This is a genomic window from Paracoccus litorisediminis, assembly GCF_009711205.1.
In the GTDB taxonomy this organism is placed as follows: Bacteria; Pseudomonadota; Alphaproteobacteria; order Rhodobacterales; family Rhodobacteraceae; genus Paracoccus; species Paracoccus litorisediminis.
This window is the reverse complement of sequence record NZ_WMIG01000001.1, coordinates 123,670-148,720: the sequence shown is the minus strand read 5'-3', so window position 1 is coordinate 148,720 and position 25,051 is coordinate 123,670. Positions and strand designations below refer to the sequence as shown.

At 62.9% G+C, this 25,051-nt stretch carries 22 protein-coding genes and 1 tRNA gene; 15 read left to right on the top strand and 8 right to left on the bottom strand.

What is annotated here, in order from left to right; genetic code table 11:
* Positions 1–50 precede the first annotated feature (50 nt).
* Entirely contained in the window at positions 51–2,327 is a 2,277-nt protein-coding gene (gene ligA, locus GL300_RS00725; protein ID WP_394206845.1) for an NAD-dependent DNA ligase LigA, read from the top strand.
* Positions 2,303–4,426, top strand: coding sequence for an ATP-dependent DNA helicase RecG (gene recG, locus GL300_RS00720; RefSeq protein ID WP_155037671.1), 2,124 nt, complete (start codon positions 2,303–2,305; stop codon positions 4,424–4,426). The genes ligA and recG overlap by 25 nt, the downstream gene beginning before the upstream one ends.
* Positions 4,427–4,762: 336 nt before the next feature.
* Here recG and GL300_RS00715 read toward each other — a convergent pair whose 3' ends face one another.
* A complete protein-coding gene (locus GL300_RS00715; RefSeq protein ID WP_155037670.1) occupies positions 4,763–5,206 on the bottom strand; it encodes an iron-sulfur cluster assembly scaffold protein in 444 nt (147 codons plus the stop codon).
* A 69-nt stretch (positions 5,207–5,275) separates the two neighbouring features.
* Between GL300_RS00715 and hisI the strand changes: the two genes are divergently transcribed.
* Positions 5,276–5,641 (top strand): phosphoribosyl-AMP cyclohydrolase, encoded by a 366-nt coding sequence (gene hisI, locus GL300_RS00710; protein ID WP_155037669.1) that lies wholly within the window; start codon positions 5,276–5,278, stop codon positions 5,639–5,641.
* Here the strand turns inward: hisI and gluQRS are convergent.
* From gluQRS to GL300_RS00695, 3 genes are all read right to left on the bottom strand, one after another.
* On the bottom strand, positions 5,623–6,468 hold the full coding sequence (gluQRS, locus tag GL300_RS00705) for a tRNA glutamyl-Q(34) synthetase GluQRS (RefSeq protein ID WP_155037668.1): 846 nt from the start codon (positions 6,466–6,468) through the stop codon (positions 5,623–5,625). The two genes, hisI and gluQRS, sit on opposite strands and share 19 nt — an antisense overlap.
* Complete coding sequence (gene trmFO, locus GL300_RS00700) at positions 6,465–7,805, bottom strand: methylenetetrahydrofolate--tRNA-(uracil(54)-C(5))-methyltransferase (FADH(2)-oxidizing) TrmFO (protein ID WP_155037667.1); 1,341 nt, start codon at positions 7,803–7,805, stop codon at positions 6,465–6,467. Before trmFO ends, gluQRS begins: the two co-directional genes overlap by 4 nt.
* Before the next feature lie 106 nt (positions 7,806–7,911).
* Complete coding sequence (locus GL300_RS00695; RefSeq protein WP_155037666.1) at positions 7,912–8,529, bottom strand: 50S ribosomal protein L25/general stress protein Ctc; 618 nt, start codon at positions 8,527–8,529, stop codon at positions 7,912–7,914.
* A gap of 193 nt (positions 8,530–8,722) precedes the next feature.
* Here GL300_RS00695 and GL300_RS00690 point away from each other — a divergent pair, with 193 nt between their 5' ends.
* Positions 8,723–9,727, top strand: coding sequence for an acyltransferase family protein (locus tag GL300_RS00690; RefSeq protein ID WP_211594921.1), 1,005 nt, complete (start codon positions 8,723–8,725; stop codon positions 9,725–9,727).
* Here GL300_RS00690 and GL300_RS00685 read toward each other — a convergent pair.
* Together GL300_RS00685 and GL300_RS00680 are read right to left on the bottom strand one after the other, a co-directional pair.
* Entirely contained in the window at positions 9,718–10,881 is a 1,164-nt protein-coding gene (locus tag GL300_RS00685) for an alpha-hydroxy acid oxidase (RefSeq protein ID WP_155037665.1), read from the bottom strand. The two genes, GL300_RS00690 and GL300_RS00685, sit on opposite strands and share 10 nt — an antisense overlap.
* A 5-nt stretch (positions 10,882–10,886) precedes the next feature.
* A complete protein-coding gene (locus GL300_RS00680) occupies positions 10,887–11,252 on the bottom strand; it encodes a hypothetical protein (protein WP_155037664.1) in 366 nt (121 codons plus the stop codon).
* A gap of 98 nt (positions 11,253–11,350) precedes the next feature.
* On the opposite strand from GL300_RS00680, the gene GL300_RS00675 reads away from it, so the two are divergent.
* The 11 genes from GL300_RS00675 (at position 11,351) to GL300_RS00625 (ending at position 22,905) form a co-directional block, all read left to right on the top strand.
* A complete protein-coding gene (locus tag GL300_RS00675) occupies positions 11,351–11,935 on the top strand; it encodes a TetR/AcrR family transcriptional regulator (RefSeq protein ID WP_155037663.1) in 585 nt (194 codons plus the stop codon).
* 42 nt (positions 11,936–11,977) lie between these two features.
* A complete protein-coding gene (gene dnaG, locus GL300_RS00670) occupies positions 11,978–13,903 on the top strand; it encodes a DNA primase (RefSeq protein ID WP_155037662.1) in 1,926 nt (641 codons plus the stop codon).
* A gap of 234 nt (positions 13,904–14,137) precedes the next feature.
* Complete coding sequence (rpoD, locus tag GL300_RS00665) at positions 14,138–16,132, top strand: RNA polymerase sigma factor RpoD (RefSeq protein ID WP_155037661.1); 1,995 nt, start codon at positions 14,138–14,140, stop codon at positions 16,130–16,132.
* Position 16,133: 1 nt separating this feature from the next.
* Positions 16,134–16,547 (top strand): BLUF domain-containing protein, encoded by a 414-nt coding sequence (locus tag GL300_RS00660; protein WP_155037660.1) that lies wholly within the window; start codon positions 16,134–16,136, stop codon positions 16,545–16,547.
* Between the two features lie 159 nt (positions 16,548–16,706).
* Positions 16,707–18,155, top strand: a complete 1,449-nt coding sequence (locus tag GL300_RS00655) for a DNA recombination protein RmuC (protein ID WP_343042869.1) — start codon at positions 16,707–16,709, stop codon at positions 18,153–18,155.
* Positions 18,152–18,571 (top strand): secondary thiamine-phosphate synthase enzyme YjbQ, encoded by a 420-nt coding sequence (locus GL300_RS00650; protein WP_155037658.1) that lies wholly within the window; start codon positions 18,152–18,154, stop codon positions 18,569–18,571. Before GL300_RS00655 ends, GL300_RS00650 begins: the two co-directional genes overlap by 4 nt.
* A 97-nt stretch (positions 18,572–18,668) precedes the next feature.
* Positions 18,669–19,538: an ABC transporter permease gene (locus tag GL300_RS00645; protein ID WP_155037657.1), complete on the top strand. Its 870-nt coding sequence runs from the start codon at positions 18,669–18,671 to the stop codon at positions 19,536–19,538.
* On the top strand, positions 19,535–20,341 hold the full coding sequence (locus GL300_RS00640) for an ABC transporter permease (protein ID WP_155037656.1): 807 nt from the start codon (positions 19,535–19,537) through the stop codon (positions 20,339–20,341). The genes GL300_RS00645 and GL300_RS00640 overlap by 4 nt, the downstream gene beginning before the upstream one ends.
* A 56-nt stretch (positions 20,342–20,397) precedes the next feature.
* Positions 20,398–21,495: an ABC transporter ATP-binding protein gene (locus tag GL300_RS00635; protein ID WP_155038507.1), complete on the top strand. Its 1,098-nt coding sequence runs from the start codon at positions 20,398–20,400 to the stop codon at positions 21,493–21,495.
* A 96-nt stretch (positions 21,496–21,591) separates the two neighbouring features.
* Positions 21,592–22,035 (top strand): pore-forming ESAT-6 family protein, encoded by a 444-nt coding sequence (locus GL300_RS00630; RefSeq protein ID WP_155037655.1) that lies wholly within the window; start codon positions 21,592–21,594, stop codon positions 22,033–22,035.
* 564 nt (positions 22,036–22,599) lie between these two features.
* Entirely contained in the window at positions 22,600–22,905 is a 306-nt protein-coding gene (locus tag GL300_RS00625; RefSeq protein ID WP_155037654.1) for a hypothetical protein, read from the top strand.
* A 1,632-nt stretch (positions 22,906–24,537) separates the two neighbouring features.
* Here GL300_RS00625 and GL300_RS00620 read toward each other — a convergent pair.
* Positions 24,538–24,612 (bottom strand) — tRNA-Val (locus GL300_RS00620).
* Positions 24,613–24,680: 68 nt separating this feature from the next.
* A complete protein-coding gene (locus tag GL300_RS00615; protein WP_155037653.1) occupies positions 24,681–25,031 on the bottom strand; it encodes an HU family DNA-binding protein in 351 nt (116 codons plus the stop codon).
* Positions 25,032–25,051: the final 20 nt, after the last annotated feature.

The following is a 25,051-nucleotide window of genomic DNA, read 5'->3' as shown; positions in this document are numbered from 1 at the left end:
CTTGGCCCTGATGAACGGCCCTAAAGTGGGCTCAGGCGGCGGAGGCGGGCATGACCCAGGACAGCGAAAACCAGCTTGGGACCGGACCGGGCGAGGCGATGCCTGAGCAGATCGACGCGACCACCGCGGCCGAGGAAATCGCTGCGCTGGTGCAGGAACTGTCGCTGGCGGACAAGGCCTATCACGGCGAGGATGCGCCCTTCATCAGCGACGCCGAATATGACGCGAAAAAGCGCAGGCTCGCCCAGCTTGAGGCGCTTTTCCCGGATCTAGCCGTGGCGGAAAGTCCGACCGCCACAGTGGGGCTGGCCCCCGACAGCCGCTTCGCCAAGGCCGAGCACCGCCTGCCGATGCTCTCGCTGGAAAACGCTTTTGACGATGCCGATGTCGAGGCCTTCGTACAGCGGGTGCGGAACTTTCTCAGCCTGTCCGCGAATGCGCCGATCGAGGTCACTGCCGAGCCCAAGATCGATGGCCTCTCGTTGTCGCTGCGATACGAACACGGCGATCTGGTGCTGGCCGCGACGCGGGGGGACGGCTCGGTCGGTGAAAACGTCACCGCCAATGCCCGCACCATCTCTGACATCCCCCAACGCTTGCAGGGCGAAGACATCCCCGAGATCGTCGAGATCCGGGGTGAGGTCTATATGTCGCATGAGGATTTCGAGCGGCTGAATGCCTCGGACAGTGGCCGCACCTTTGCCAACCCGCGCAATGCCGCGGCGGGGTCGTTGCGGCAGCTTGACCCGGCGGTGACGGCCGCCCGGCCTTTGCGTTTTTATGCCTATGCCTGGGGGCAACTCAGCGCGCCGCTGGGCGCGACGCAGATGCAGGCCGTGGCCAGGATGCGCAGTTTCGGTTTCCAGACCAATCCGCATATGCGGCTTTGCCATTCGGTGCAGGACCTGATTGCGGTCTGGTCGGGGATCGAGCAGATGCGCGCAACCTTGGGCTATGACATCGACGGTGTCGTCTACAAGGTCAACGATCTGGGCTATCAGGCGCGGATGGGCATGCGCTCGACCACGCCCCGCTGGGCGATTGCCCATAAATTCCCGGCCGAGCGCGCCTGGACCCGGCTTGAGGCCATCGACATTCAGGTCGGCCGGACCGGTGCGCTTAGCCCCGTCGCGCGATTGCATCCGGTGACGGTGGGCGGAGTCGTGGTCTCGAACGCGACGCTGCACAATGAGGATTACATTGCAGGTCTGGGCGCCGACGGGACCGAGATCCGTGGCGGCAAGGACATCCGCGTTGGCGACTGGGTCGAGGTTTATCGCGCGGGCGACGTCATCCCCAAGGTCGCGGATATCGACCTGTCCAAGCGCGATCCGGCTGCGCTTCGATATGAGTTTCCTCATACCTGCCCGGAGTGCGGCTCAGTCGCCGTGCGCGAGGAGGGGGATTCAGTCCGGCGTTGCACCGGTGGGTTGATCTGCCCGGCGCAGGCCGTGGAAAAGCTGAAGCATTTCGTCTCGCGCGCAGCCTTCGACATCGACGGGCTGGGGGCGAAGGTGATCGAGGAACTGTTCCGCGACGGCTGGATCGCCGAGCCTGCTGACATTTTCACGCTGGAGGAACGTTTTGGTCCCGGCCAGATTCAGCAGTTGAAGAACCGCGAAGGCTGGGGCGAGAAAAGCGCCTCGAGCCTGTTCAACGCCATCGCCCGCAAGCGCGAGATACCATTGGCGCGGTTGCTGTTCGCCCTTGGCATCCGCCATCTGGGCGAGGTTGCCGCCGCCGATGTGGCGCGCCATTTCGGCAGCTTCGAGGCGCTGGCCGCGGCCATCGACCGGATGCATCCCGCAGCCGAGGCGCATCGCGCCGCCGATCTGGCCGCCGAGGTCGAGCGCGAGGCGGCGCGGCAATCCGGTCGCCGCGCCCGCATCGCAGAGGCGCGCAATGCCGCGCTTGGCCAGCATCAACTGCCGCCGGAAGCCGCCGCCGCATGGGACGATATGCTGTCTGCCAATGGCATCGGCCCGGTTCTGGCCATGTCGTTGGCCGAGGCGTTTTCGAACGCCAAGGAGCGCGCGGCCATCGACCGGCTGACCGCCTTCCTGACCATCCTGCCACCCGAGGCGCGCGCGACCGACAGCGAAATCACTGGCAAGACGCTGGTCTTTACCGGCACGCTGGAAAAAATGACGCGAGCCGAGGCCAAGGCGCGGGCCGAGGCTTTGGGGGCGCATGTCGCGGGCTCGGTCTCGGCCAAGACCGATCTGCTGATTGCCGGACCGGGCGCGGGATCGAAGGCGAAAAAGGCCGCTGATTTGGGCATCAAGGTCATTGATGAGGACGAATGGCTGGCGATCGCCAAGGGATGACGGGCGGGGTGACGGGACGGCCTCCGGCGCTGTTCCCGCTGTTTGCGGGGCTGGAAACTCTGCCCGGCATTGGGCCTCGGGCTGCCGAAGCATTCGAGCAGATGGGTGTCACCCGTCCGCGCGACCTGATCCTGACCTTGCCCCATTCCGGCATCCGGCGTCGCCCGATAGCCAGACTGGCCGAGGCGCACCCGCCCGAAATCGTTACCATTACCCTGCGGGTTGAGCGTGTGAACCCGCCCACTGCCAAGGGACGGCCTTGGCGGGTGCATTGTTCGGATGGCGTTTCCGACCTGCAACTGGTGTTCTTCCATGCCAAGAAGGACTGGATCGAGGGGCAGTTCCCGATCGGTGCCCGGAGGCTGATCTCGGGCAAGATCGAGTTGTTCGACGGCATGGCCCAGATGGTTCATCCCGATCACGTCGCCGCCGAAGGCGCGGCCCCGCCGCCGGAATTCGAGCCGGTCTATCCCCTGTCCGGCCGCTTGACGCAGGGGGTGGTTCAGAAGGCCGCTCGAGCCGCCTTGACGCGGTTGCCGGATACGGCGGAATGGATCGATGCCAGCCTGCTGCAGCGCGAAGGTTGGCCCGGCTGGGCCGAGGCATTGCAGCGCGCCCATGCGCCCGAAGGCTTGCAGAACATTGCGCCGACCGATCCGGCGCGGGCGCGGCTGGCCTATGATGAGCTTTTTGCCCATCAGATGACGCTGGCACTTCTGCGGCGCGATCGGCGACGGCAGGTGGGGCTGCAGACTGTGGGTGACGGGCATCTGCGCCAGAAGGTTTTGGCGGGCCTGCCTTGGCCGCCGACCGGGGCGCAGAGCCGCGCCGTTGCAGAAATCGCCGAGGATATGGCGGCCGCACGGCGGATGAACCGCTTGCTTCAGGGCGATGTCGGCGCGGGCAAGACGCTGGTTGCTTTCCTGTCGCTGCTGGTCGCGGTCGAGGCGGGCGGGCAGGGCGTGCTGATGGCCCCGACCGAGATCCTCGCGCGTCAGCACTACCGCGCGCTGGAACCGCTGGCCGCGCTGGCGGGCATCCGGCTTGAGGTGCTGACCGGTCGCGACAAGGGCGATGCGCGGGCCAATATCCTGACCGAACTGTCCGAGGGGCGGATCGACATTCTGGTCGGTACCCATGCCGTGATCCAGAAGACGGTCGAGTTCCGCGACCTGCGGCTGGCGATCATCGACGAGCAGCACCGGTTCGGCGTGAACCAGCGGATGGAATTGGGGACCAAGGGCACGCATCTGCCGCCCGACATGCTGGTGATGACCGCGACACCGATCCCGCGCTCGCTGGCCCTGGCGCAATTCGGGGATATGGACCTGTCGGTGCTGGACGAAAAACCGGCCGGTCGCCAGCCGGTGCGCACCACGGTCATTGCCGATAGCCGCATGGCCGAGGTTCTGGACCATCTGGACCGCGCGCTGGCCGCTGGCGCGCGCGCCTATTGGGTCTGTCCGCTGGTCGAGGAAAGCGAGGCGGTCGATTTGACCGCCGCCGAGGCCCGCTTCAAGGAATTGCGGGCGCGTTTCGGCGATCAGGTCCGGCTGGTCCATGGCCAGATGCCGCCCGATGAACGCGACAGCGCCATGGCGGATTTCTCCTCGGGGCGGGCAGGGATTCTGGTCGCGACCACGGTGATTGAGGTTGGCGTCGATGTCCCGGAAGCGACGATCATGGTCATCGAGCGGGCCGAGAATTTCGGGCTGGCGCAACTGCACCAACTGCGGGGCCGGGTCGGGCGGGGCAGCAAGGCCTCAAGCTGTGTGCTGATGTATCACGACCCGCTGACCGAAACCGGTCGCCGCCGCCTGTCCATCCTGCGCGAGACCGAGGATGGCTTCCGCATCGCGCAAGAGGATCTTGAGATGCGCGGCGCGGGGGATGTGATCGGAACCGCGCAATCCGGTTTGCCACGTTTCCGCATCGCCGATCTGGAACGGCAGGGCGGCCTGATGGCGTTGGCCCGCAAGGACGCGCAGGCATTCCTTGAGCGTGACCCGACCATGGAAAGCCCGCGCGGCCGCGCCGTGCGGCTGCTGCTGTGGCTGATGGAGCAGGACCGGGCCATCCGTCTGGTCACGGCGGGCTGACCACTTCCGTAAACGTAAAATCAAATGTTCCTAAAAAGTTCTTTACTTCGTTCCGATTCGATGAGAACAAAGTAGCAACTTAACGTGGAGGACTGACATGAGCCGTGACACTCTTGCCGATCTTGCCGGCGTCGTTGCTATCTCGCTGATGGCGATTTTTCTGTTTTCCCTGCCAAGCGTGGTTCCGACCGTCGCTTTCGCCTGATCTGACCCGATTGTTCTGCCCCGCGCTTTGCGGAACCCTCGCCCGGTTCCGCCGGACCGTCCCCGGCCGACCATGCGCGCAACTGCCGGCCCCTGCGGGGGTCGGCATTTTCTTTTGCGGGGGATGGGTTTTCAGGCGGGGTTCTGGGCCGCGTCGATCGCGCCAAGGGTCGCCTGCCATGCCAGCAGGATCGAGGCGTGGCGGTTCGGAAACTCGCGTGCAGGCAGCAGGGTTTCCAGTGCCGCGAAAGGCTCGGACGGGGCGGGGCCGCCGGATTTAAGCATCGCTTCCAGCTCTTCGGTGGCCTGCGCGATCACCTCGCGCGATGCGCCGATCACCGCTGAGCCCAGCACCGAGGCCGAGGCCTGACCCAAGGCGCAGGCCCGCACCTCTTGCGAGAATTCCGCGACATTGTCGCCATCCATCACCACATGCGCCGTCACCGACGATCCGCATTGCGGCGAGCGGCGATGCGCGCTGCCTGTCGCATTCTCAAGCTTGCCCAGATGCGGGATATCCGAGGCAAGGGCCAGGATGCGGCGGGAATAAAGCTGCATCAGATCGCTGTCGGACATGTCGGCCTCGGGGTTTTCCTTGGGACGGGTCAGGCTTAGATAGGGGCGACCCAGCCGAAAGGAAAGCCGATGTTCGACCCTGCGACACTGAAATACGACGGGAACGGTCTGATCCCGGCGATTGCGCAGGACCATCGCAGCGGCGAGGTGCTGATGATGGCGTGGATGAATGCCGATGCCGTAGCCCGCACGCTGGAGACGGCCAAGGTTACCTATTGGTCACGCTCGCGCCAAAGCTTTTGGGTCAAGGGCGAAAGCTCGGGGCACGCGCAGAAGCTGATCGAGATGCGGGTGGATTGCGACCGCGACTGTCTGCTGGTTCTGGTGGAACAGACCGGCCCGGCTTGCCACACCAACCGCCGCAGCTGCTTCTACACCGCGATCCGCGACGGCGCCGAGGTCGAGATCATGCAGCCTCAGAACCCCAGCGAGTGACGGATTTCGGCGGCGCTCATGCCCCCCTCGCGGTAAAGCCGCAGGGCGCGGGCGTCGTCGCGCTTGGCCAATCGCTTGCCCTGATCGTTGCGGATCAGGCGGTGGTGGTGATAGCGCGGGACCGGCAGGTCCAGCAGGCGTTGCAGCAGGATATGGATATAGGTTGAATCCAGCAGGTCCTTGCCACGTGTGACCAGCGTGATCCCCTGCGCCGCGTCATCGACCACGACGGACAAATGGTAGCTGGTGCCCATACCGCGCCGCGCCAGAACAACGTCTCCGATGCCCGAAATCATCTGTTCTGCCGACAGGTGGTGCGGAATGCCGGGGGCGATGTTTTCATCGTCAAAGGAAATGCCATCGGTGGCCAGATGGTCCAGCGCGCGGGCCATGTTAAGACGGATCGCGTCGTCGGGGCCTGCATCGGCCATACTGCGATGGCGGCAGGTGCCGGGATAGACCGGGCCGTCGGGGCCGATCACCGGCTCGGCGCCTTCCTGCGGGGCCGAAAGCGCCGCGCGGATATCGGCCCGGCGGCATTCACAGGGATAGGTCAGGCCCAGTTCTGCCAGCCGGTCCAGCGCGGCCTGATAGGCGGGCAGGCGGTCGGATTGGCGCATCACCGGCAGGGGCCAGTCAAGGCCCAGCCAATGCAGGTCTTCGGCGATCAGAGCTTCATATTCCGGGCGGCAGCGGCTTTGGTCGATATCCTCGATCCGCAGCAAAAACTGGCCGGGACCCGCCAGTTTTGCTGCCGTCAGCGCCGCAAATGCATGGCCCAGATGCAAAGGGCCAGTGGGCGAGGGGGCGAACCGCGTGCGGTTCAATTCTGCCCCGCAAGCCAGTTCTGGAAATCGGCTTTCGCACGGTCGGTATAGGCCGGGTAGCGGTCCTTGCGCCCCTTGCGGCCGCCGCGCATCTCGTCCAGCGGTGGGTAAAGGCCAAAGTTCACGTTCATCGGCTGGAAGGTCTTGGCATCCGCGCCGCCGGTGATGTGATTGACCAGCGCGCCCATCGAAGTGGTCACGGGCGGCGGGGGCAGATCGCGACCAAGCGCCTCGGCGGCGGCCATGCGACCGGCGAGCAGACCCATGGCGGCGGATTCCACATAGCCCTCGACGCCGGTGACCTGACCGGCAAAGCGCAGGTTCGGACGCGAACGCAGGCGCAGCCGGTCGTCGATCAGGCGCGGCGAGTTCAGGAAGGTATTGCGGTGGATGCCGCCCAGACGGGCGAAGCTCGCGTTCTGCAAGCCGGGGATGCGGCGGAAGACCTCGGTCTGCGCGCCGTATTTCATCTTGGTCTGGAAGCCGACGATATTATACAGTGTCCCCAAGGCGTTATCGCGGCGAAGCTGGACAACGGCATAGGCTTTTTCGGTCGGATTATGCGAGTTGGTCAGGCCGACGGGTTTCATCGGACCGTGGCGCAGGGTCTCGCGGCCGCGTTCGGCCATGACCTCGATCGGCAGGCAGCCGTCGAAATAGCCGGCGGTCTCGCCCTCGTGGAACTCGGCCTTGTCGGCGGCCAGCAGCGCGTCGATGAAGCCTTCGTAATCCTCGCGGGTCATCGGGCAGTTGATATAGGCGGTGCGCTCTTCCTCGGTCTCGCCCTTGTCGTAGCGGCTTTGCAGCCAGCAGATCGACATGTCGATGCTGTCGGCATGAACGATGGGGGCGATGGCGTCGAAGAAGGCCAGCGAGCCCTCGCCGGTCGCGGACAGGATCGACTGGCCCAGCGATTGCGAGGTCAGCGGTCCGGTGGCAACGATCCAGCGGCCATCCTGCGGCAATTCGCGGATCTCGCCGGGGGCGAAGCTGACCAGCGGCTCGTCGCGCAGGGCTTGCGTCACCGCACCCGAGAAGGCATCGCGGTCCACGGCCAGCGCGCCGCCCGCGGGCAGGCGGTGGCGGTCGGCCATCGACATGATCAGACCGCCTGCGGCGCGCATTTCCCAATGCAGCTGGCCCACGGCGTTCATCTGGTCGTCATCGGAACGGAAGCTGTTCGAGCAGACCATCTCGGCGCAATCGCCGGTGCGATGGGCGAAGGTCTCGACCTTGGGGCGCATTTCATGCAGCACGACGGGCACGCCCGCGCGTGCGATCTGCCAAGCCGCTTCCGAGCCCGCAAGCCCCGCGCCGATGATGTGGATCGGTTCCATGTCTTACCCCTTCGCGTCAGGCGGGCGTCATAGCACCGCGCCGGACCAAGAAAAAGGGCGGCATCCGCTGGGGATGCCGCCCGATCTTTTCAGCCTATGGCCGATATCAGGCTTCGGCGCCTTCGGCAGCTTCCGCATTGTCATCCGAACGCAGGCCCGAGGGTGCTGCGATGTTGGCGATGACGAAGTTGCGGTCGATCGTCGGCTTGACGCCGTTCGGCAGCACGATGTCGTTGATGTGGATGGTGTCGCCGATCTGCTTGCCCGTCAGGTCGACGGTGATGTGATCGGGGATATCCGAGGCGGTGACGACCAGTTCGACTTCCGGACGGACGACAACCAGGGTGCCGCCGCGCTTCAGGCCCGGCGATTCTTCGTGGTTTTCGAAGGTCACGTGGATGAACAGGTTCACGCGGGTGTCGCGGTGCAGGCGCATGAAGTCGATATGCGTCGGCAGGTCCTTGACCACGTCACGCTGAACGCCGCGGCAGACGACGCGAACGTCCTCTTGACCTTCGACTTTCAGGTTCCACAGCGTCGACAGGAAGCGGCCTGCGCGCAGTTTGGTCAGCAGCGAGTTGAACTCGACTTGGATCGGCTGCGGCTCTTTGCCGTCACCGTAAACGATGCCGGGCACTTTACCTTCGCGACGGGCTTGGCGGGCGGCCCCCTTGCCTGTCCCCGCGCGTGCCTCGACGACCAGATCAGGGATCTCTTTGGCCATGTTGGTATTCCTTACATTGAATGTTCGCGGCCATCCTCCAAGGGTGCATGGCCGAAGCGGGGCCTATAGCCGGAGTCGGGTAAAATGTGAAGGAGAAAATTTTCTCGGCCGCCCCGGTTGCATGGCCAGAAAGATAGTTGCCCTAGAATGGTGACGGTCCCACACTCAGCCGCATAGGGTTGAGGTTGTTATTTTGTCCCGAATCCATTCGCTCGACTACCTGAAGCTGCTTATGGCCGTTCTGGTCGCCTTTGCACATACGTATTGGATGCAAGCCCATGTAACACCCATGTGGTTCATGGTCGGCAATGGTCTGATGCGGATGATGGTGCCGCTATTCTGCATCATGGCGGGTTACTTCCTGTACAGGGCGGCAGTCCGGGGCGACGGGGTGCGCTGGCTAATGCGGGTTCTGGCGCTATATGCGTTCTGGAAGCTGGTCTATCTGCCCTTCTGGATCGGCGACGTGCATGGTGCAGTCTCGCTGGTCAAGACGTTAATTCTTGGCTTTTACCATCTGTGGTTTCTGGCCGGCATCCTGTTTGCCGGATTTCTGCTGCTATCCATTCGACGTGTTGTGCACGTCTTTTCGCATCGGCTTGAGATTCCAGCCCTTATTGCGGTTGCGGGTCTTTGCGCGATTGTCGGATTGGCAATGCAATACATCCACCTGTCGGGTGGTGGGGTTCTGGGACAGCGCAAGTTCCAGAACGGTCTGTTCATCTGTTTTCCCTTCGTCACCATCGGCTATCTGCTTGCCCGGCATATCGCATGGAAGGGGATGACCGGCCTGCCGTCGCGCCGCGTGGCTTTGGGGCTGACCTTGCTTGGGATGGGGGCGCTGATGGTCGAGGCCTGGCTGGTTCAGGCGCGCTGGGGCCTTGATGTGATGCTGGACATTCCGATCGGCAGCTACATCGCAGCGCCGTCGATGTTCCTGCTGGCTTTGATGACCGAAATGCCCAAGCCGCCGATCCGGATCGATCCGATTTCGGCGATGATCTATTTCATGCATGTGCTGATGATCATACTGGCGCGCAAGCTTGGCATTACAGGCTTGGGTGGGATGATGCTGTTTGCGGTCGGATTGCCGACGTTGATGGCTTTGGCGCTGGGAAGGCTGGGGATATTCGGTCCCAAAGGGCGGTCGGCAACCGGGCGCGACACTGGCGCCCGGTCGCTTGAACCTTACAGGTAGGGTTCAAGGAAGTCCTTGGGGACCATGACATTGTGGCGCCCGACATTCTTCACGTCGCGTTCGCCGCATAGCGCCATCGAGATGTCCAGCTCCTTGCGGATCACCTCCAGCGCCTTGGTCACGCCCGCTTCGCCCATCGCGCCAAGGCCATAGATGAAGGCGCGCCCGATATAGGTCGCATGCGCGCCCATGGCCAAGGCTTTCAGCACGTCCTGACCCGAGCGGATGCCGCTGTCCAGATGCACCTCGATCTGGTCGCCCACCGCCTGAACGATCTCGGGCAGCATGCGGATGGAACTGGCCGCGCCGTCAAGCTGCCGACCGCCATGGTTGCTGACGACAATGGCGTCGGCACCGAAATCGGCGGCAATTCGGGCATCGTCGGGATCGTTGATGCCCTTCAGGATCAGCTTGCCGCCCCACAGGTCGCGGATGCGGGCGATCTTGTCCCAGTCCAGCTGCGGGTCGAACTGCTCAGCGGTCCAGCTCATCAGCGACGAGGTGTCGCCGACGCCTTTGGCGTGACCAACGATATTGCCGAAATGCCGGCGCTTGGTCTGCAGCATCTCAAGACCCCAGCGCCATTTCGTCGCCAGATCCATCATCACCGGCAGAGTCATTTTCGGCGGCGCGGACAGCCCGTTCTTCAGGTCCTTGTGGCGTTGGCCAAGGATCTGAAGGTCCAGCGTCAGCACAAGCGCCGAGCAATTCGCCCGTTTGGCGCGCTCGATGATGTTTTCCAGAAACTCCTGATCGCGCATGACGTAAAGCTGGAACCAGAAAGGCGCCTGCGTGACCTCGGCCACGTCCTCGATCGAGCAGATCGACATGGTCGACAGCGTGAAGGGGACGCCGAATTTCTTGGCCGCCTGCGCCGCCTTGATCTCGCCATCTGCCGACTGCATCCCGGTCAGGCCGACCGGGGCAAGCCCCACCGGCATCGCGACCTTTTGGCCGATCATCGTGCTTTCGGTGGTGCGGCCCGACATGTCCACGGCCACCTTCTGGCGCAGCTTGATGCGGGCGAAGTCGGTGGTGTTCTCGCGGAAGGTGCTCTCGGTATAGCTGCCGCTTTCGGCATAGTCGTAGAACATCTTCGGCACCCGTCGACGATAGATCGCCTTGAGATCGTCGATACAGGTGATGACGGGCATTGGCCTTACTCCTTCTGGTCGCTGGCAGGTGGCGTATCGGGATCAGCGCAGGGCGCGGCCCCTTCGGGGCAGGCGTCCAGCGGGGTGTTGGCAAGTTCGGCCGCCCGCGCGCGCAGCGCATCGGCGCGACGGGACAGTGCGGGGTCGGCAGCAACCGGGGCAGGGGCCGTGCCTGAAATACGTGCCGCGCGGCTTTTCAGCGCATCCGTCGCCGCAGTCGGATCGGTCGCGGCATCGGCAGCATGGGCGGGCACATTGGGCTCGGCCAGGATCTGGTCGGTCGGCAGCAGATCCGGGTAATCCCCGATGCGGTCATCGCAGCCTGCCAGCGCCAGCAAGGCCAGCGCCCATCCGATCCGATTTGCCGTCATTCTCTTCCCCGTCCGAATGGGTCACACCATAGGCGCGGCGCATCGCCCGACACAAGATGCGCTCTTTCCCTGTGCGCGCCCCCGGCCTAGAAGACGGCATGGCCCGCACACAAGGTTCGAAAGCTGAAATCACCGGCCCGCTCGTTCGCGAGGCGGCGATGAGCCTGTTCGCGCGCCATGGCTACGGCGCGGTGTCGATGCGCCAGATCGCGGCGGAGGTCGGCGTGCAGGTCGGTGCGCTTTACGCCTATACCCCAGAAAAACAGGCGCTTCTGGCCGATCTGCTGCGCAGCCATATGGAGGAGTTGCTGGCCGCGTGGCAGGACGATCCCACGCTGCCCGCCCTGTCGCGCTTGCAGGCGTTCCTGCGCTTTCACATCCAGACCAGCCTTGAGCGCCCCGAGGCGGTGTTTCTGTCCTATATGGAATTGCGCAGCCTGACCCCGGACAACCGGCGCGAGATCGCCGCCCTGCGCCGCCGTTACGAAGACGCTTTGGAATGCATCCTGACTGCGGGCGAGGCCGAGGGGGCGATGCGCATTCCCGACCGGCGTCTGACCACGATGGCGCTGATCTCGATGCTGACCGGCGTCACCAACTGGTACCGCGAGGATGGCCGTCTGGATCAGGACCATGTCGTCGCGATTTATTGGGAACTGGTCCGCGGCGCCGTTGGCGCCTGATTTCCCTTTCCAACCACCCCAGCCGATCGGATATAAGAAGGCATGAGTCTTCCGCCCCAATTCCTTGATGAAATCCGTGCCCGCGTCCCCTTGTCTCGCGTGATCGGGCGCAAGGTGGTCTGGGATTTGCGTCGCTCGAATCAGGCCAAGGGCGACTGGTGGTGCCCCTGTCCCTTCCACGGCGAAAAGACCGCGTCCTTCCATGTCGATGACCAGAAGGGGTTTTATTACTGCTTTGGCTGCCACGCCAAGGGCGACGCGCTGACCTTCCTGCGCGAGGCCGAAGGCTTGGGCTTCATCGAAGCGGTCGAACTGCTGGCCTCGGAGGCCGGTTTGCCCATGCCCGAACGCGACCCGCGTCAGGTCCAGCGCGCCGACCGCCGCACCGAGCTGGTCGAGGTGATGGAACAGGCGGTGCGCTGGTTCCGCATGCAGCTGGGCACCGGGCTGGCCGAACAGGCGCGGGCCTATCTGGGACGGCGCGGGCTGGACGGGGCCGCCTGCGAGCAGTTCGGCATCGGCTATGCCCCCGACCAGCGGCAGGGCCTGTTCAACGCGCTGCGCTCAAAGGGGATCTCGGATGCGTTGATCATCGAGGCCGGGCTTTGCGCCAAGCCCGATGACGGCGGCGCGCCCTTCGATCGGTTCCGTGGGCGGATCATGTTCCCGATCCGCGACGGGCGTGGGCGCTGCATCGCCTTTGGCGGGCGCTCGCTGGACCCGAATGCGCGGGCGAAATACCTGAACAGCCCGGAAACCGCGCTGTTTGACAAGGGACGCAATCTTTACAATGTCGGCCCGGCGCGGGCGGCGGTGGCCAAGGGCAAGCCGCTGATCGTGGCCGAGGGCTATATGGACGTGATCGCGCTGGTCCGGGCGGGCTTCGAGGGTGCGGTGGCCCCGCTTGGCACCGCGATCACCGAGGATCAGTTGCGGCTGATGTGGCGCATCTCGCCCGAGCCGGTGATTGCGCTGGACGGTGATACTGCAGGTGTGCGGGCTGCGGTGCGGCTGATCGATCTGGCGTTGCCGATGACCGCACCGGGGCAGGCGCTGCGCTTTGCCTTCCTGCCGACGGGGCAGGACCCTGACGACCTGATCCGCCAGAAGGGGGCGGCAGCCATGACCGGCGTGCTGGACGAGGCCCGCCCGCTGGTCGACCTGTTGTGGCGGCGCGAGACCGATGGTCGCGTCTTTGACAGCCCCGAACGCAAGGCGGCGCTGGACAAGGCACTTGGCGACGCAATTGCCAAGATCCCCGACAAGGACACCCGCGACCATTACTTCGCCGCGCTGAAGCAGATGAAATGGGAGTTGTTCAATCCCCGTCGTCAGCCCCAGCAGGACCGCGCCCCGCGTCCGGCCTGGCAGCCCAAGGGCATGCGCGGTCCGATCGTTCCGGTGGCCCCGGTCGCCTCGACACGGGCGTCCTCGCTGTCCTCGCCCGATGCGGATGGACGCACGGCGGAACAGATGATCGAGGCGATGATCCTGGCCATCTGCGCCACCCATCCGGCGCTGATCGCCCCGGTCGAGACCCGGCTGGAGCGGCTGGAGCCCGAGGATGGCGAGCGCGCCGCGCTGATCCATGACCTGCTGGCCGGCAGCCAGTCGCAGGCTGGGCAGCGTGCCCTTGAAAGCATCATGGCCGAGCCCCATGTCAGGACCGCTCCGGCCATCCTGCGTCCAAGTGATGACGATTCGGCGGCTGGAATCCTTGCCAATGCGCTGGACCGGATCGAGGCGCGCCGTGCCGTGCGCGAGGAGATCGCCCGCGCCGAGACCGAAATCGAGGGGCTTGCCGATGAGGGGCTGACATGGCGCGTCGCGCAATCCGCCCGTGCCCGTCAGCAGGCCGACCACCCCTCGCTTGCCGACTTGTCGGATCTGGGCGAGGATCGCGCCGCGCTTTCGGCGGGGCTTAAGGCGGCGCTTGAAAACGAGATCTGGCGCAAGCCGCGCAAGTGATCGACCGTGCGGCACGTGCCGCGCAGAAGCAGACCGTGCGGCGCTGGCCGTGCGTTTGACCCTCGCGGCGGATGCCGCATCAATGACCCGCGCCGCCGTCCGAATCGGCAGCGCCGAATCACTTGGCCCTTCGCCGGGGCACGGGCTTTGAACTCGCCCGCGAACTTGGTTAGAAACGGCCGATACGCCGATCCCGATTCGCTGATTCGCGAATCACCGCTTAAGGGAGCCAGCATGGCAGCCAACGACGACGACCAGAAGCCCGAGACCAAGGACGACGATCATTCGCTGGACATGAGTCAGGCTGCGGTGAAGCGCATGATCGCCGAAGGGCGTGAACGCGGCTACATCACCTACGACCAGCTCAACTCCGTCCTGCCGCCCGAACAGGTCAGCTCCGACCAGATCGAAGATGTGATGTCGATGCTGTCCGAAATGGACATCCGCGTCGTCGAGAATGACGAAGAAGCGGACGAAGGCGAATCGGCGGGCGAACTGGCGACGACGGGCACCGGCTCGCGCGAGGTGGCGGTCGCCACCACCGAGACCGAGAAGCTGGACCGTACCGACGATCCGGTGCGCATGTATCTGCGCGAGATGGGCTCGGTCGAGCTGCTCTCACGCGAGGGCGAGATCGCCATCGCCAAGCGCATCGAGGCCGGTCGCAACACCATGATCGCCGGGCTGTGCGAAAGCCCGCTGACCTTCAAGGCCATCACCATGTGGCGGCAGGAGCTTCTTGAAGAAGAAATCCTGCTGCGCGACGTGATCGACCTGGAAACCACCTTCGGCCGCTCGCTGGACGAAGAGGGCGAGGGCGATGAGGTCGTCGACGTGGTCGTCGACACCGAGGCGCCACGCGCCAACCCAACCGCCTCGCGCGACGAACCCGAATACGATGCCGACGGCAACCCGATGCGCCGCGCCGACGAGGAGGAAGAGGACGAGGACGGGCAGAACCTGTCGCTCTCGGCCATGGAAGCCTCGCTGAAGCCGAAGGTCCTTGAGACGCTGGAAGCGATCGCGCAGGGCTACGAAGAGCTGGCCCACATGCAGGACAACCGCATGTCCGCCACGCTGAACGAGGACGGGACCTTCTCGGCCACGGACGAGATCGCCTATCAGGTCCTGCGTTCGCGCATTGTCGGGCTGGTGAACGAACTGCACCTGCACAACAACCGGATCGAAGCGCTGGTTGACCAGATCTATGGCATCAACCGCCGCATCGTGACCATCGATTCCGGCATGGTGAAGCTGGCGGACGCCGCCCGCATCAACCGTCGCGAATTCATCGACGCCTATCGCGGTTCGGAACTGGACCCGACCTGGGTTGACCGGATGATGGCCAACAAGGGTCGCGGTTGGCAGAGCCTGTTCGAAAAAGCGCGCGTTCAGGTCGAAAACCTGCGCGGCGACATGGCCATGGTCGGCCAGCACGTCGGCGTGGATATCGAAGAATTCCGCCGCATCGTGAACCAGGTTCAGCGCGGCGAGAAAGAGGCCCGTCAGGCCAAGAAGGAAATGGTCGAGGCGAACCTGCGTCTGGTCATCTCGATTGCTAAAAAATACACGAACCGTGGCCTGCAATTCCTTGATCTTATTCAGGAAGGCAACATCGGCCTGATGAAGGCCGTGGACAAGTTCGAGTATCGCCGCGGCTACAAGTTCTCGACCTATGCGACCTGGTGGATCCGTCAGGCGATCACGCGCTCGATCGCGGATCAGGCCCGCACGATCCGTATCCCGGTCCACATGATCGAGACGATCAACAAGCTGGTCCGCACCGGCCGTCAGATGCTGCACGAGATCGGCCGCGAGCCGACCCCGGAAGAATTGGCCGAAAAGCTGCAGATGCCGCTGGAGAAGGTTCGCAAGGTGATGAAAATCGCCAAGGAACCGATCTCGCTCGAGACCCCGATCGGGGACGAGGAAGACAGCCAGCTCGGCGATTTCATCGAGGACAAGAACGCGGTCCTGCCGCTGGATTCCGCCATTCAGGAAAACCTGAAGGAAACCACGACCCGCGTTCTGGCCAGCCTCACCCCGCGCGAGGAACGGGTTCTGCGGATGCGTTTCGGCATCGGCATGAATACCGACCACACGCTGGAGGAAGTCGGCCAGCAGTTCAGCGTGACCCGCGAACGCATCCGCCAGATCGAAGCCAAGGCGCTGCGCAAGCTCAAGCACCCGTCGCGTTCGCGCAAGCTGCGGTCCTTCCTGGACCAATAATTTGGAGACCGCGTTCTTTCTCTATCGCAGCCGCACTGAACTGACCGCAAAATCGGGGCAGTGTACGGATATCCTGAACGAGGCAAGGGCGCGGAATCTGGATCTGGATCTGACCGGCTATCTTCATCTGGAAGATGGCCGGTTTTATCAATGGCTTGAGGGGCCGGCTGAACCCTTGGCCCTTGTCCGCGACATGATCCTGCGCGACCCGCGTCACCGCAATGTCGAGTTCCTGTGGCAGGGCGACCTGCCCGAGCGGCTGTTTGACGGATGGCGCATGGGGTTCGGTACGTCCCATCCCGGGACGCTGTTCGACTGGGTTGCCGAGCGCGGGGTAAAGGTCAGCGATTTACAGGATTTCGCCCGAGGATTGCGCGATTTCATGCTGAACGCGCTGCCGACGAAATCGATCTGAGCAAGGCCGGGTTAACGCCCGGCCTTCGTCATTCAGCCATGCTTGCCGCTGATAGATGGCTGCACAACCCGAACTGCTTGATTTTACGGGGCAAAGGGTGAACACTTGCCGTGAATAACAAGCATGGCCGGCAATGACCGGCCCGGACGAGGGCAAGCAGTGCCGGAAAATATCCAAAGCTGGCTGGGCGATAGCGGGCATCTTCAAGCGCTTTTGCTGGGCGTGTCTGCGCTGGCCCTGACGCTTGGCCTGTCGCTGCGCCGGGCGCGACTGGCGGGCGAGCAGACCGCAGCCGCTCACCGTGCCGCCGAGGCCGAATTGCGCACCCGCCTTGAGGCCGAGCAACATGCGCTGCGCGATCAACTGCTGGCCGCCAGCCGGTTTGAGACCCGTGCCCAGTCCCTTGCCCAGCGGTTAGACGAGTTGCTTGAGGAACGCGACGGATTGACCGACGCGCTGCATCTTGAACGCGGCGCCTTGGCGATGATGCAGCGCGAATTGGCCGAAACCCGGCTGGCCGCCGAAAAGGACCGCGAGGCGAGCGAACGCGAGATCCAGACCCTGCGCGAGTTGCGCGAGGAAATGACCGGCCAGTTCCGCCTGATGGCGAATGAATCCCTGCGGCAGCAGGGGACCGAGATGCAAAAGACCCATGGCGATCAGCTTAGCGCGCTGTTGACGCCCTTCCGTGAACAGGTTGACCGCTTCCAGACCGAGCTTCAGGCCCGCAACAAGGCCACGGATGAGGAGCGCGCCCGCCTGAAGGAGCAGATCGAATATCTGCACAAACGCTCCGAGCAGATCTCGCATGAGGCGGTGGCGCTGACCCGCGCGCTGAAGGGCGACAGCCAGAAACGTGGCGCATGGGGCGAGATGATCCTTGAGCGCATCCTTGAGGATTCCGGCCTGGTCGCGGGTACGCATTACCTGACCCAGACCAGCCATCGCGACGATGATGGCCGGATGTGGCGGCCCGATGTCATCGTCAAGATGCCGCAAAGGAAGTTGCTGGTCATCGACAGCAAGGTTTCTCTGAACGCCTATGAGGAAGCGGTGAATGCCGAGGATGGCCCGACCCGCGACGCGGCGCTGCGCCGCCATGTCGCCTCGGTTCGGGGGCATGTCGCGCAGCTTTCGGCCAAGGGCTATCAGGCGCTGGATCAGGGCTCGGTCGATTACGTGCTGATGTTCATCCCGGTCGAGGGCGCCTTTTCCGAGGCGCTGCGCGTCGATCCCGATCTGGCCCGACATGCAATGGAAAACCGGGTGGGGCTGGCCACGCCGACGACGCTGATGCTGACCCTGCGCACCGTCGATCACATCTGGACCGTCGAGCGGCGCGAATCGAATGCCGCCCAGATCGCCGCCCGTGCAGGGCAGCTTTACGACAAGCTGCACGGCTTCGTTTCCGCCGTCGAGGATGTGGGCGCAGCGTTGGACAGGGCACAGAAAAGCCATGCCACGGCAATGGACCGGCTTAGCCGCGGCTCGGGCAATGTCATCCGGCAGGCCGAGTTGCTGCGCGAATTGGGCGCGCGTACGCAAAAGCGGCTGGGGGTGGATCATGACGGCGCGACGCTTGCCGCCCCTGAGGAGGCCGCCGAATGACCCTGACCCGCCTGACGGTCCAGACCCACGGCCCGGCCTGTCACGACATCACCCGCGAGGTTGCAGCGGTCGTCTCGGGACTTGGCGACGGGATCGTCACGCTGTTCCTGCGCCATACCTCGTGCTCGCTGCTGATTCAGGAGAATGCTGATCCGGACGTGCAGCGCGACCTGCTGGGTTGGCTTGAACGGATCGCGCCATCCGCTGATCATCCCTCAATGGGGTGGATCACCCACCGCGCGGAAGGCCCCGACGACATGCCCGCGCATCTGAAGGCTGCGGTCCTGCCGACCTGTCTGCAGATCCCGGTTGAGCGGGGTCGGATGGTGCTGGGGACATGGCAGGGGATCTACCTTGTCGAGCACCGCCGCGCGCCGCATCGTCGCGAAGTAGTGGTGAAGTTTCAGGCAGGCTGAAAGTCGATCGTGGTCGGGGAAGAAAATGGTTCCACTTGACAATTTCTTATGAAAACTAGCGTAAGAAAAAGGCACAGCTCGAACGAACAGGGCAGGGATGGCTTCAGGTAACCGATCACAATCCGTTCAGGGCCTGACCCTGATCTCACCCCCTCTGGCCTATGCCTTGCTGGTCATGGCTGCGCCGCTTCTGACCATTCTGGCCTATTCCTTCCTGAAGGATGGCTATCTGACGGTGGTCCGCGAATTCACGCTGGAGAATTACCGCGCCGTCTGGACCGACCCGATCGTTCGCACGATCATGCTGCGCTCATTGGGCGTGGCGGCGCTGGTGACCCTTGTGACGGTCGTTCTGGCCTTTCCCGTCGCCTATTTCCTGAGCTTCGTGGTCTCACCGTCGCGGAAATCGATGTGGCTGTTTCTGATCACCATCCCGTTCTGGACCAGCTACCTGATCCGGGTGTTCCTGTGGAAGGTGATCCTTGGCTATAACGGCGTGGTCAATTCCGGACTGAAAACGCTGGGCATCATCGAACAGCCGCTGAGCTTTCTGCTGTACAACGTCAACTCCATGGTCATCACGCTGGCCCATGCCTATGCGCCTTTCGCGATCCTGCCGATCTTCATCGCGCTGGAAAAGATCGACCGCTCGCTGCTTGAGGCCGGGCGCGATCTGGGCGAAAGCCGGGCGATGACCTTCTGGCGGGTAACGCTGCCCCTTGCCATGCCGGGCGTGGTTGCGGCCGCGCTGATCGTCTTCATCCCGACCATCGGCGACTATGTCACCCCGGCCCTGATCGGCGGCGGCAAGATCCCGATGATCGCCAACCTGATCCAGTCCCAGATGCTTGACCTAGACAACCGGCCGCTCGGCTCGGCGCTGGCGGTGACCGCCATGCTGATCGTCGCCGTCTTCAGCCTGATCTTTGTGGCGCTGAACCGTCGCTTCCTGAAGGTGCGGCAATGAAGGGCGGGGGGCTGCGCGCCTATGCGATCCTCTACCTTCTGTTCCTGTACGCACCGATCCTGCTGCTGCCGATCTTTGCCTTCAACTCGGGGACGGTGATCGCATTTCCCTTGAAGGGCTTCACCACCCAGTGGTTCGCCCAGATGGTCGGCAACGATTCAATGCGGCGGGCGCTGGGGAACTCGCTGACCATTGCGGTCTGCGCCTCGATCTTTGCCACCTGCCTTGGGATATTCGCGGCCCGCGCCTCGACCCGGTTCGAGTTTCCGGCCAAGGGGCCGATCATGGGCCTGATCATGCTGCCGCTGGTCCTGCCCGAGATCATCGTCTCGATCTCGCTGCTGGTGGTGCTGCTGTCGTTGGGCGTCAAGCTGAACATCCTGACGGTGATCCTTGGCCACACGCTGATCTGCATGCCCTATGCGACGGTGATCCTGTCCACGGCCTTCAACTCGCTGGACCGCTCGCTTGAGGAAGCGGCCTATGACCTTGGCGAAACGAAATGGAGCGCGTTCCGGCTGGTCATCCTGCCGCTGGTCATGCCGGGGATCATTTCCTCGCTGCTGATGAGCTTCACGATCAGCCTGGACGAATTCATCATCGCCTTCTTCCTTGCCGGGAATGAGCCGACGCTGCCGACCTATATCTTCAGCCAGCTGCGCTTTCCCAAGCAGATCCCGACGATCATGGCACTGGGGACGGTGCTGGTGGTCATGTCGATCATCCTTCTGACCATCGCCGAATATTTCCGCCGTCGCGGCATTGCCAAGACCGGCGCCAAGGATACCGGAGGCTTCCTGTGACCACTCCCGCAAGCAGCACGGCCGCGCATCGCGCCCGCACCGCCGCCGCGCGCCCGATGATCGAATGCCGGGGCATCCAGAAGCATTACGGCGATTACCACGCGCTGCGCGGCATCGACCTGACCATCCGCGCGGGTGAGTTCTTCTCGCTTCTGGGGCCGTCGGGCTGCGGCAAGACCACACTTCTGCGCACCATCGCCGGGTTTGAAGACATCCAGTCCGGCGTGATCCTGATCGACGGTCAGGACATGGATGGGGTGCAGGCCAATGCCCGCCCGACCAATATGGTCTTTCAGTCCTACGCGATCTTTCCGCATCTGACCGTGGCCGAAAATGTCGGCTTCGGCCTGCGCCGCGATCCGCGCAGCAAGGCCGAAAAGGCCGCCGCGGTCGAGGAGGCGTTGGAGATGGTGGGCCTCAAGGGCTACGGCAAGCGCGCCTCGCATGCGCTGTCGGGCGGTCAGCGGCAGCGGGTCGCGCTGGCCCGCGCGCTGATCCTCAAGCCCAAGGTTCTGCTGTTGGATGAGCCGCTTTCCGCGCTGGACCGCAAGATGCGCGAACAGATGCAGGTCGAGCTGATCAAGCTGCAGCGGCAGGTGGGCATCACCTTCGTTCTGGTCACCCATGACCAAGAGGAAGCACTGGTCATGTCCGATCGCATCGCCGTGATGTTCGAAGGTCAGATCGCTCAACTTGACGGCCCCGAGGCGCTTTATGCCCGCCCGACCAGCCGCCGGGTCGCGAACTTCATCGGGGTGATGAACTTCCTGCCCGCGCATGTGCTGGGCGACACTCCGGACGGGGTCGAGGTCGAGGTTCCCGGTCTGGGCCGTGTGGAAATCCCCGCCAAGAACGTCAGCAGCAAGGACCCCGACGACGAGGGGCCATCGGTCGGTTTCCGTCCCGAGGCCGTGTCGCTGGTCGGTGCTGGCCAACCGGTGCAGGGTCGGGTGACCGAAGGCGTCATCGACGAGGTCGTCTATTACGGCGACATGACCTATTACGACGTGCGGCTGGACGGATCGGCCAGTTTTGACGGCAAGGCTCGCCCGATCCGCATCGCCATGCGCAATGTCTTTGGCCGCGAGGTGCAGGATGTTGGAACACGCGCAAAAGTCAGCTGGTCGCCCGGATCCTTGGTGCTTTTTCGCTGATCACGCACAATCTATGCGTGAGCCAGCGTTACGTGAATTGCGGTAGAAGGATGGTCGTGCAAGGTTTAGGCCGAATGCAACAGACGGAGATCTGGAATGATCGCACGATCCGCCATCCTTCCCGCACTGGCACTTTCTGCCATGACCGCCGGCGTGGCCGTGGCACAGGCGACCGCCCCGACGACGGGCGGGCCCGAGGGAGCACCGACCGCACAGGCGACCACTCCCACGGTGCCTGACACGACGGCGGCCTATGAAAGCGCGCGCAACCAGCTGGGCGTTCTGACCTATTGCCAGGACAAGGGCTTTATCGACGGAAAAGCGGTCGAGACGCAGGTGAAACTTTTGGCCATGATCCCGCCCGGCGACACCGCTGCGGGCGATGCGGCGGAAACCAAGGGGAAAACCGGCACGGTCTCGGCCATGGGCGTCGAGCGCAGCCTGAGCGAAGCCGCAACCGAGCAAAAAACCACCGAGGACGCGCTCTGCAGGCAGATGGACACGTTGCTGCATCAACTGGCAGCCCAGATCCCCAGCTGATCGCGCAATAGACCCGGCCTTGCTATGGCGTCAACGACAGGCAAGGCCGAGCGTCCGCCGTTTGCGGTGGAGCCGGCCCTCCTGAGCGATCTTCGTCAGATTCGTTGTGCTATCCACGAAAATGTAATGGATACAGGTCACGCTGGGCAGCTTCGGTGGCCCCGTTTGTCCCGCCGATGGGATGACCGAAAAAACCTCGGATCGTGGAGTTACCTAATCCGATGGTCGGTGGTTACCCTTGGCAAGGTGCTACTCTGCCGCCAGAGGAAGACCGATGGCCTCCTTGGCGTGAATGACGGGGCTGATGCCGTCCAAGGTATTGATGCGCAGCACATCGGTATTGGGCAGCAATCTGTCCCCGCCGCCCTTCAATCAGATGCGGTAAGACGGTTCACCGTCATCGTTAGTTTCCTTGGACACCGCGCCCGGCTTCATCCGATGCAGTTTCAGCTGTTCGCCCTTGCCGTTGCGCACCACCTACGCGAACCCGTGATCGCACAGCAGCGCGTCGCGGGTCAGCAGTTCACGTAATTCCTCTACGCTGGTTCAGGGACTCGCCTCGCCATGGATCATTTCATAGCTCGGATGGCCCTTTTGCGCCTTGCGGGTGTCGCGTTCATGCGTTTTGAAAGGCAGGTTTCCACAGGCTTCTGCGATCAGCCCGACAGCGGCAGCGACAGCAGGAACACGTATAGCGGTGGCGCCGGTGACAGCGATGCCGGATCGCACCGGGACGCGGCCAAACAGGCTGTAAGCCTCGAGGACTGGTCAGTGCGAAATGTTTTGATTCAGTGGCACTTTGCCCGAAGAATCAATAAGGTACTGGATAATACTCATGAACTCGGCTCTCGCAAAGATCGCTGCGTGTAATAATACAGCATGTGGTAATATTTCTGTAATTTCTCATGTTATTCTAAATTTCCTATAATATTTATGTCAGGTAAAGCGCCGATTACGCGGATTTTGGCGAAGAAAGAAATTTCAACGTAATCGTCAGATGTGGTGTGCCCGACGCGGCCATTAATTTCATCGACAGCGAGAATATTTGCGTCGAGATCGCGTGCCTGCGTTTTGAAGCGATTCTGCCATGCGTAATTATGCAAATGCCATTCGGAGCGAAGTTGTTTCTTGAAGCAAGGTTCTCACACTTTTGGATATTATCACTGATTTGACTGAATGCCTCAAGAGTTTTTCCGGTATGGAATGTAAGATCCGGTAATTGACACTCCGCAAAGGGATAAACTCTTTTGATAATCTACGCATGGAGCGCGACATCGCGGTAATGCCCTACCTTCGTCGTCAGTATCGGGTATGATCCGGATAACCCGCAGTCGCCATCTTACCGCGCGTCCTCTTGCCGAAGCTGCGTGATCTTGGAAACGCGGGCAACCGAGAGTGCGCAAATGATAGGCGCCTACTGTTGAGCACGGACGAATTCAGGAGTATCCTCGGATACACCCATATTCATCAGCTTTCGATTCAAATGGCCGCAAAACATTGAAAACCTTGACCGCCTCGGTGTCGGTATGATCGGCCTTTAACCACGCTAATTTTTAGGGTTTGGTTTTTAACTGTTGAGGCGACGTTTTCCGGAAGCCTCTCGTTGTCATGCGCACATTTAAAAAGTTAGCGCGCAGATGACAAAGTCTTGACAGATAGCGAGGTGATTACTCGGTCGTGCCAGTCGAGATGATTATTCTTCGCCACCTTTCTGGCATCATTACTTCGAAAAACTTGCGTAGGCTTTCAATGACAGGTCGCATCCGCTTGCCGCCATCTTTCATAACGCCTGGCGTGGGGTGCGCCTTGATATAATCAGCCCGAAGCTTCGCAAAATTTTCCGGGTAGGACGTATTCTTGCGCGGTGCGGCGTTCCCTAAGAGCTGTGTCGTGGATTGGCCGGAATATTCACCTTTTTATCTCGCACCACCACGTGCCAGTTCCACTAGCTCAGCGCTGCACAGGACGCGGCGTCGAAGTTTCTCGCTGAGCGCAACCACTTGATGCGGGTCCCCATGATCTCGGGGAGGTCCTCGTCGGTAAACCGCTGCTCTGCAAATAGCGATCATCAATGCTGATGCTGGGGGTAATCGGTTACATCGGACTATTACGCATTTGTCCGTCAAAGGCGAGGCGCTGCGAGTCGTTACTGGCCGAAATCTGGTTGGGTTCCGGCGGAAAGCGGGCAGGTGTGACCGTGTTGTTCGCCGGGATAGCTACCGCTCGGCCGGCGCGATCTGGTGTTGTAGCGACATCAGCGCGCTGGGTAGCAACTTCATTGCCGTTCTACGATCCGGCGCGAGGGGTGCGCGTAGCTGGTCTTTTCGACGATCTGCCCAGGGTTTTTCTGGACCGCCAGTCGGGCGAAAAATCGTCCATCGCGGTTAAAAAGGGATCGTCGCGCCCCAGCCATCACAGACCCGCTTTGTAACAGAAATTGTAACGGTGAAACGAAATATCCCCAGCAAAACAAGGATCTTCTTGGAATTGCTGGGGAAATTATGGTGGGCGATAACGGATTTGAACCGCTGACATCTTCGATGTGAACGAAGCGCTCTACCGCTGAGCTAATCGCCCGGTGCGGGCTAGATAGCCGCAGTCACCGGGGGCTGCAAGGGGTTCTGGGCAGAAAATCGTCCAACCGATCAATCATTTTCATCGTGGTCGTGACCCGCGTCTGCATCAGCTCCAGACTTGCGTCGGCGTAGCCGCAGCACGATCACCTCCGAGCCGGATACGTCCTTCTGTTTGCTGATCCGGGCGCGACCTAGCGGCGGTAGCGCCAGTGTCTGGCCTGCCGAGATGGCTTCACCCAGTTCGGCCAGCGTCGCCTCGACGATCTCGCGGACCTCGGCGTTGCGACGTCCGACCCGTTGCGCGATCAGGGCGACCAACTGGCGTTTTTGCAGCACGGTCGCATTGTCGGGATCGGGGCGGTCGCCCGCTTCGGCCCGGCCCTTGCGTTTTCCTTGCCCCCCTGGCCCATTTTTCGCCATGGCATCTCCTGCATGATGAT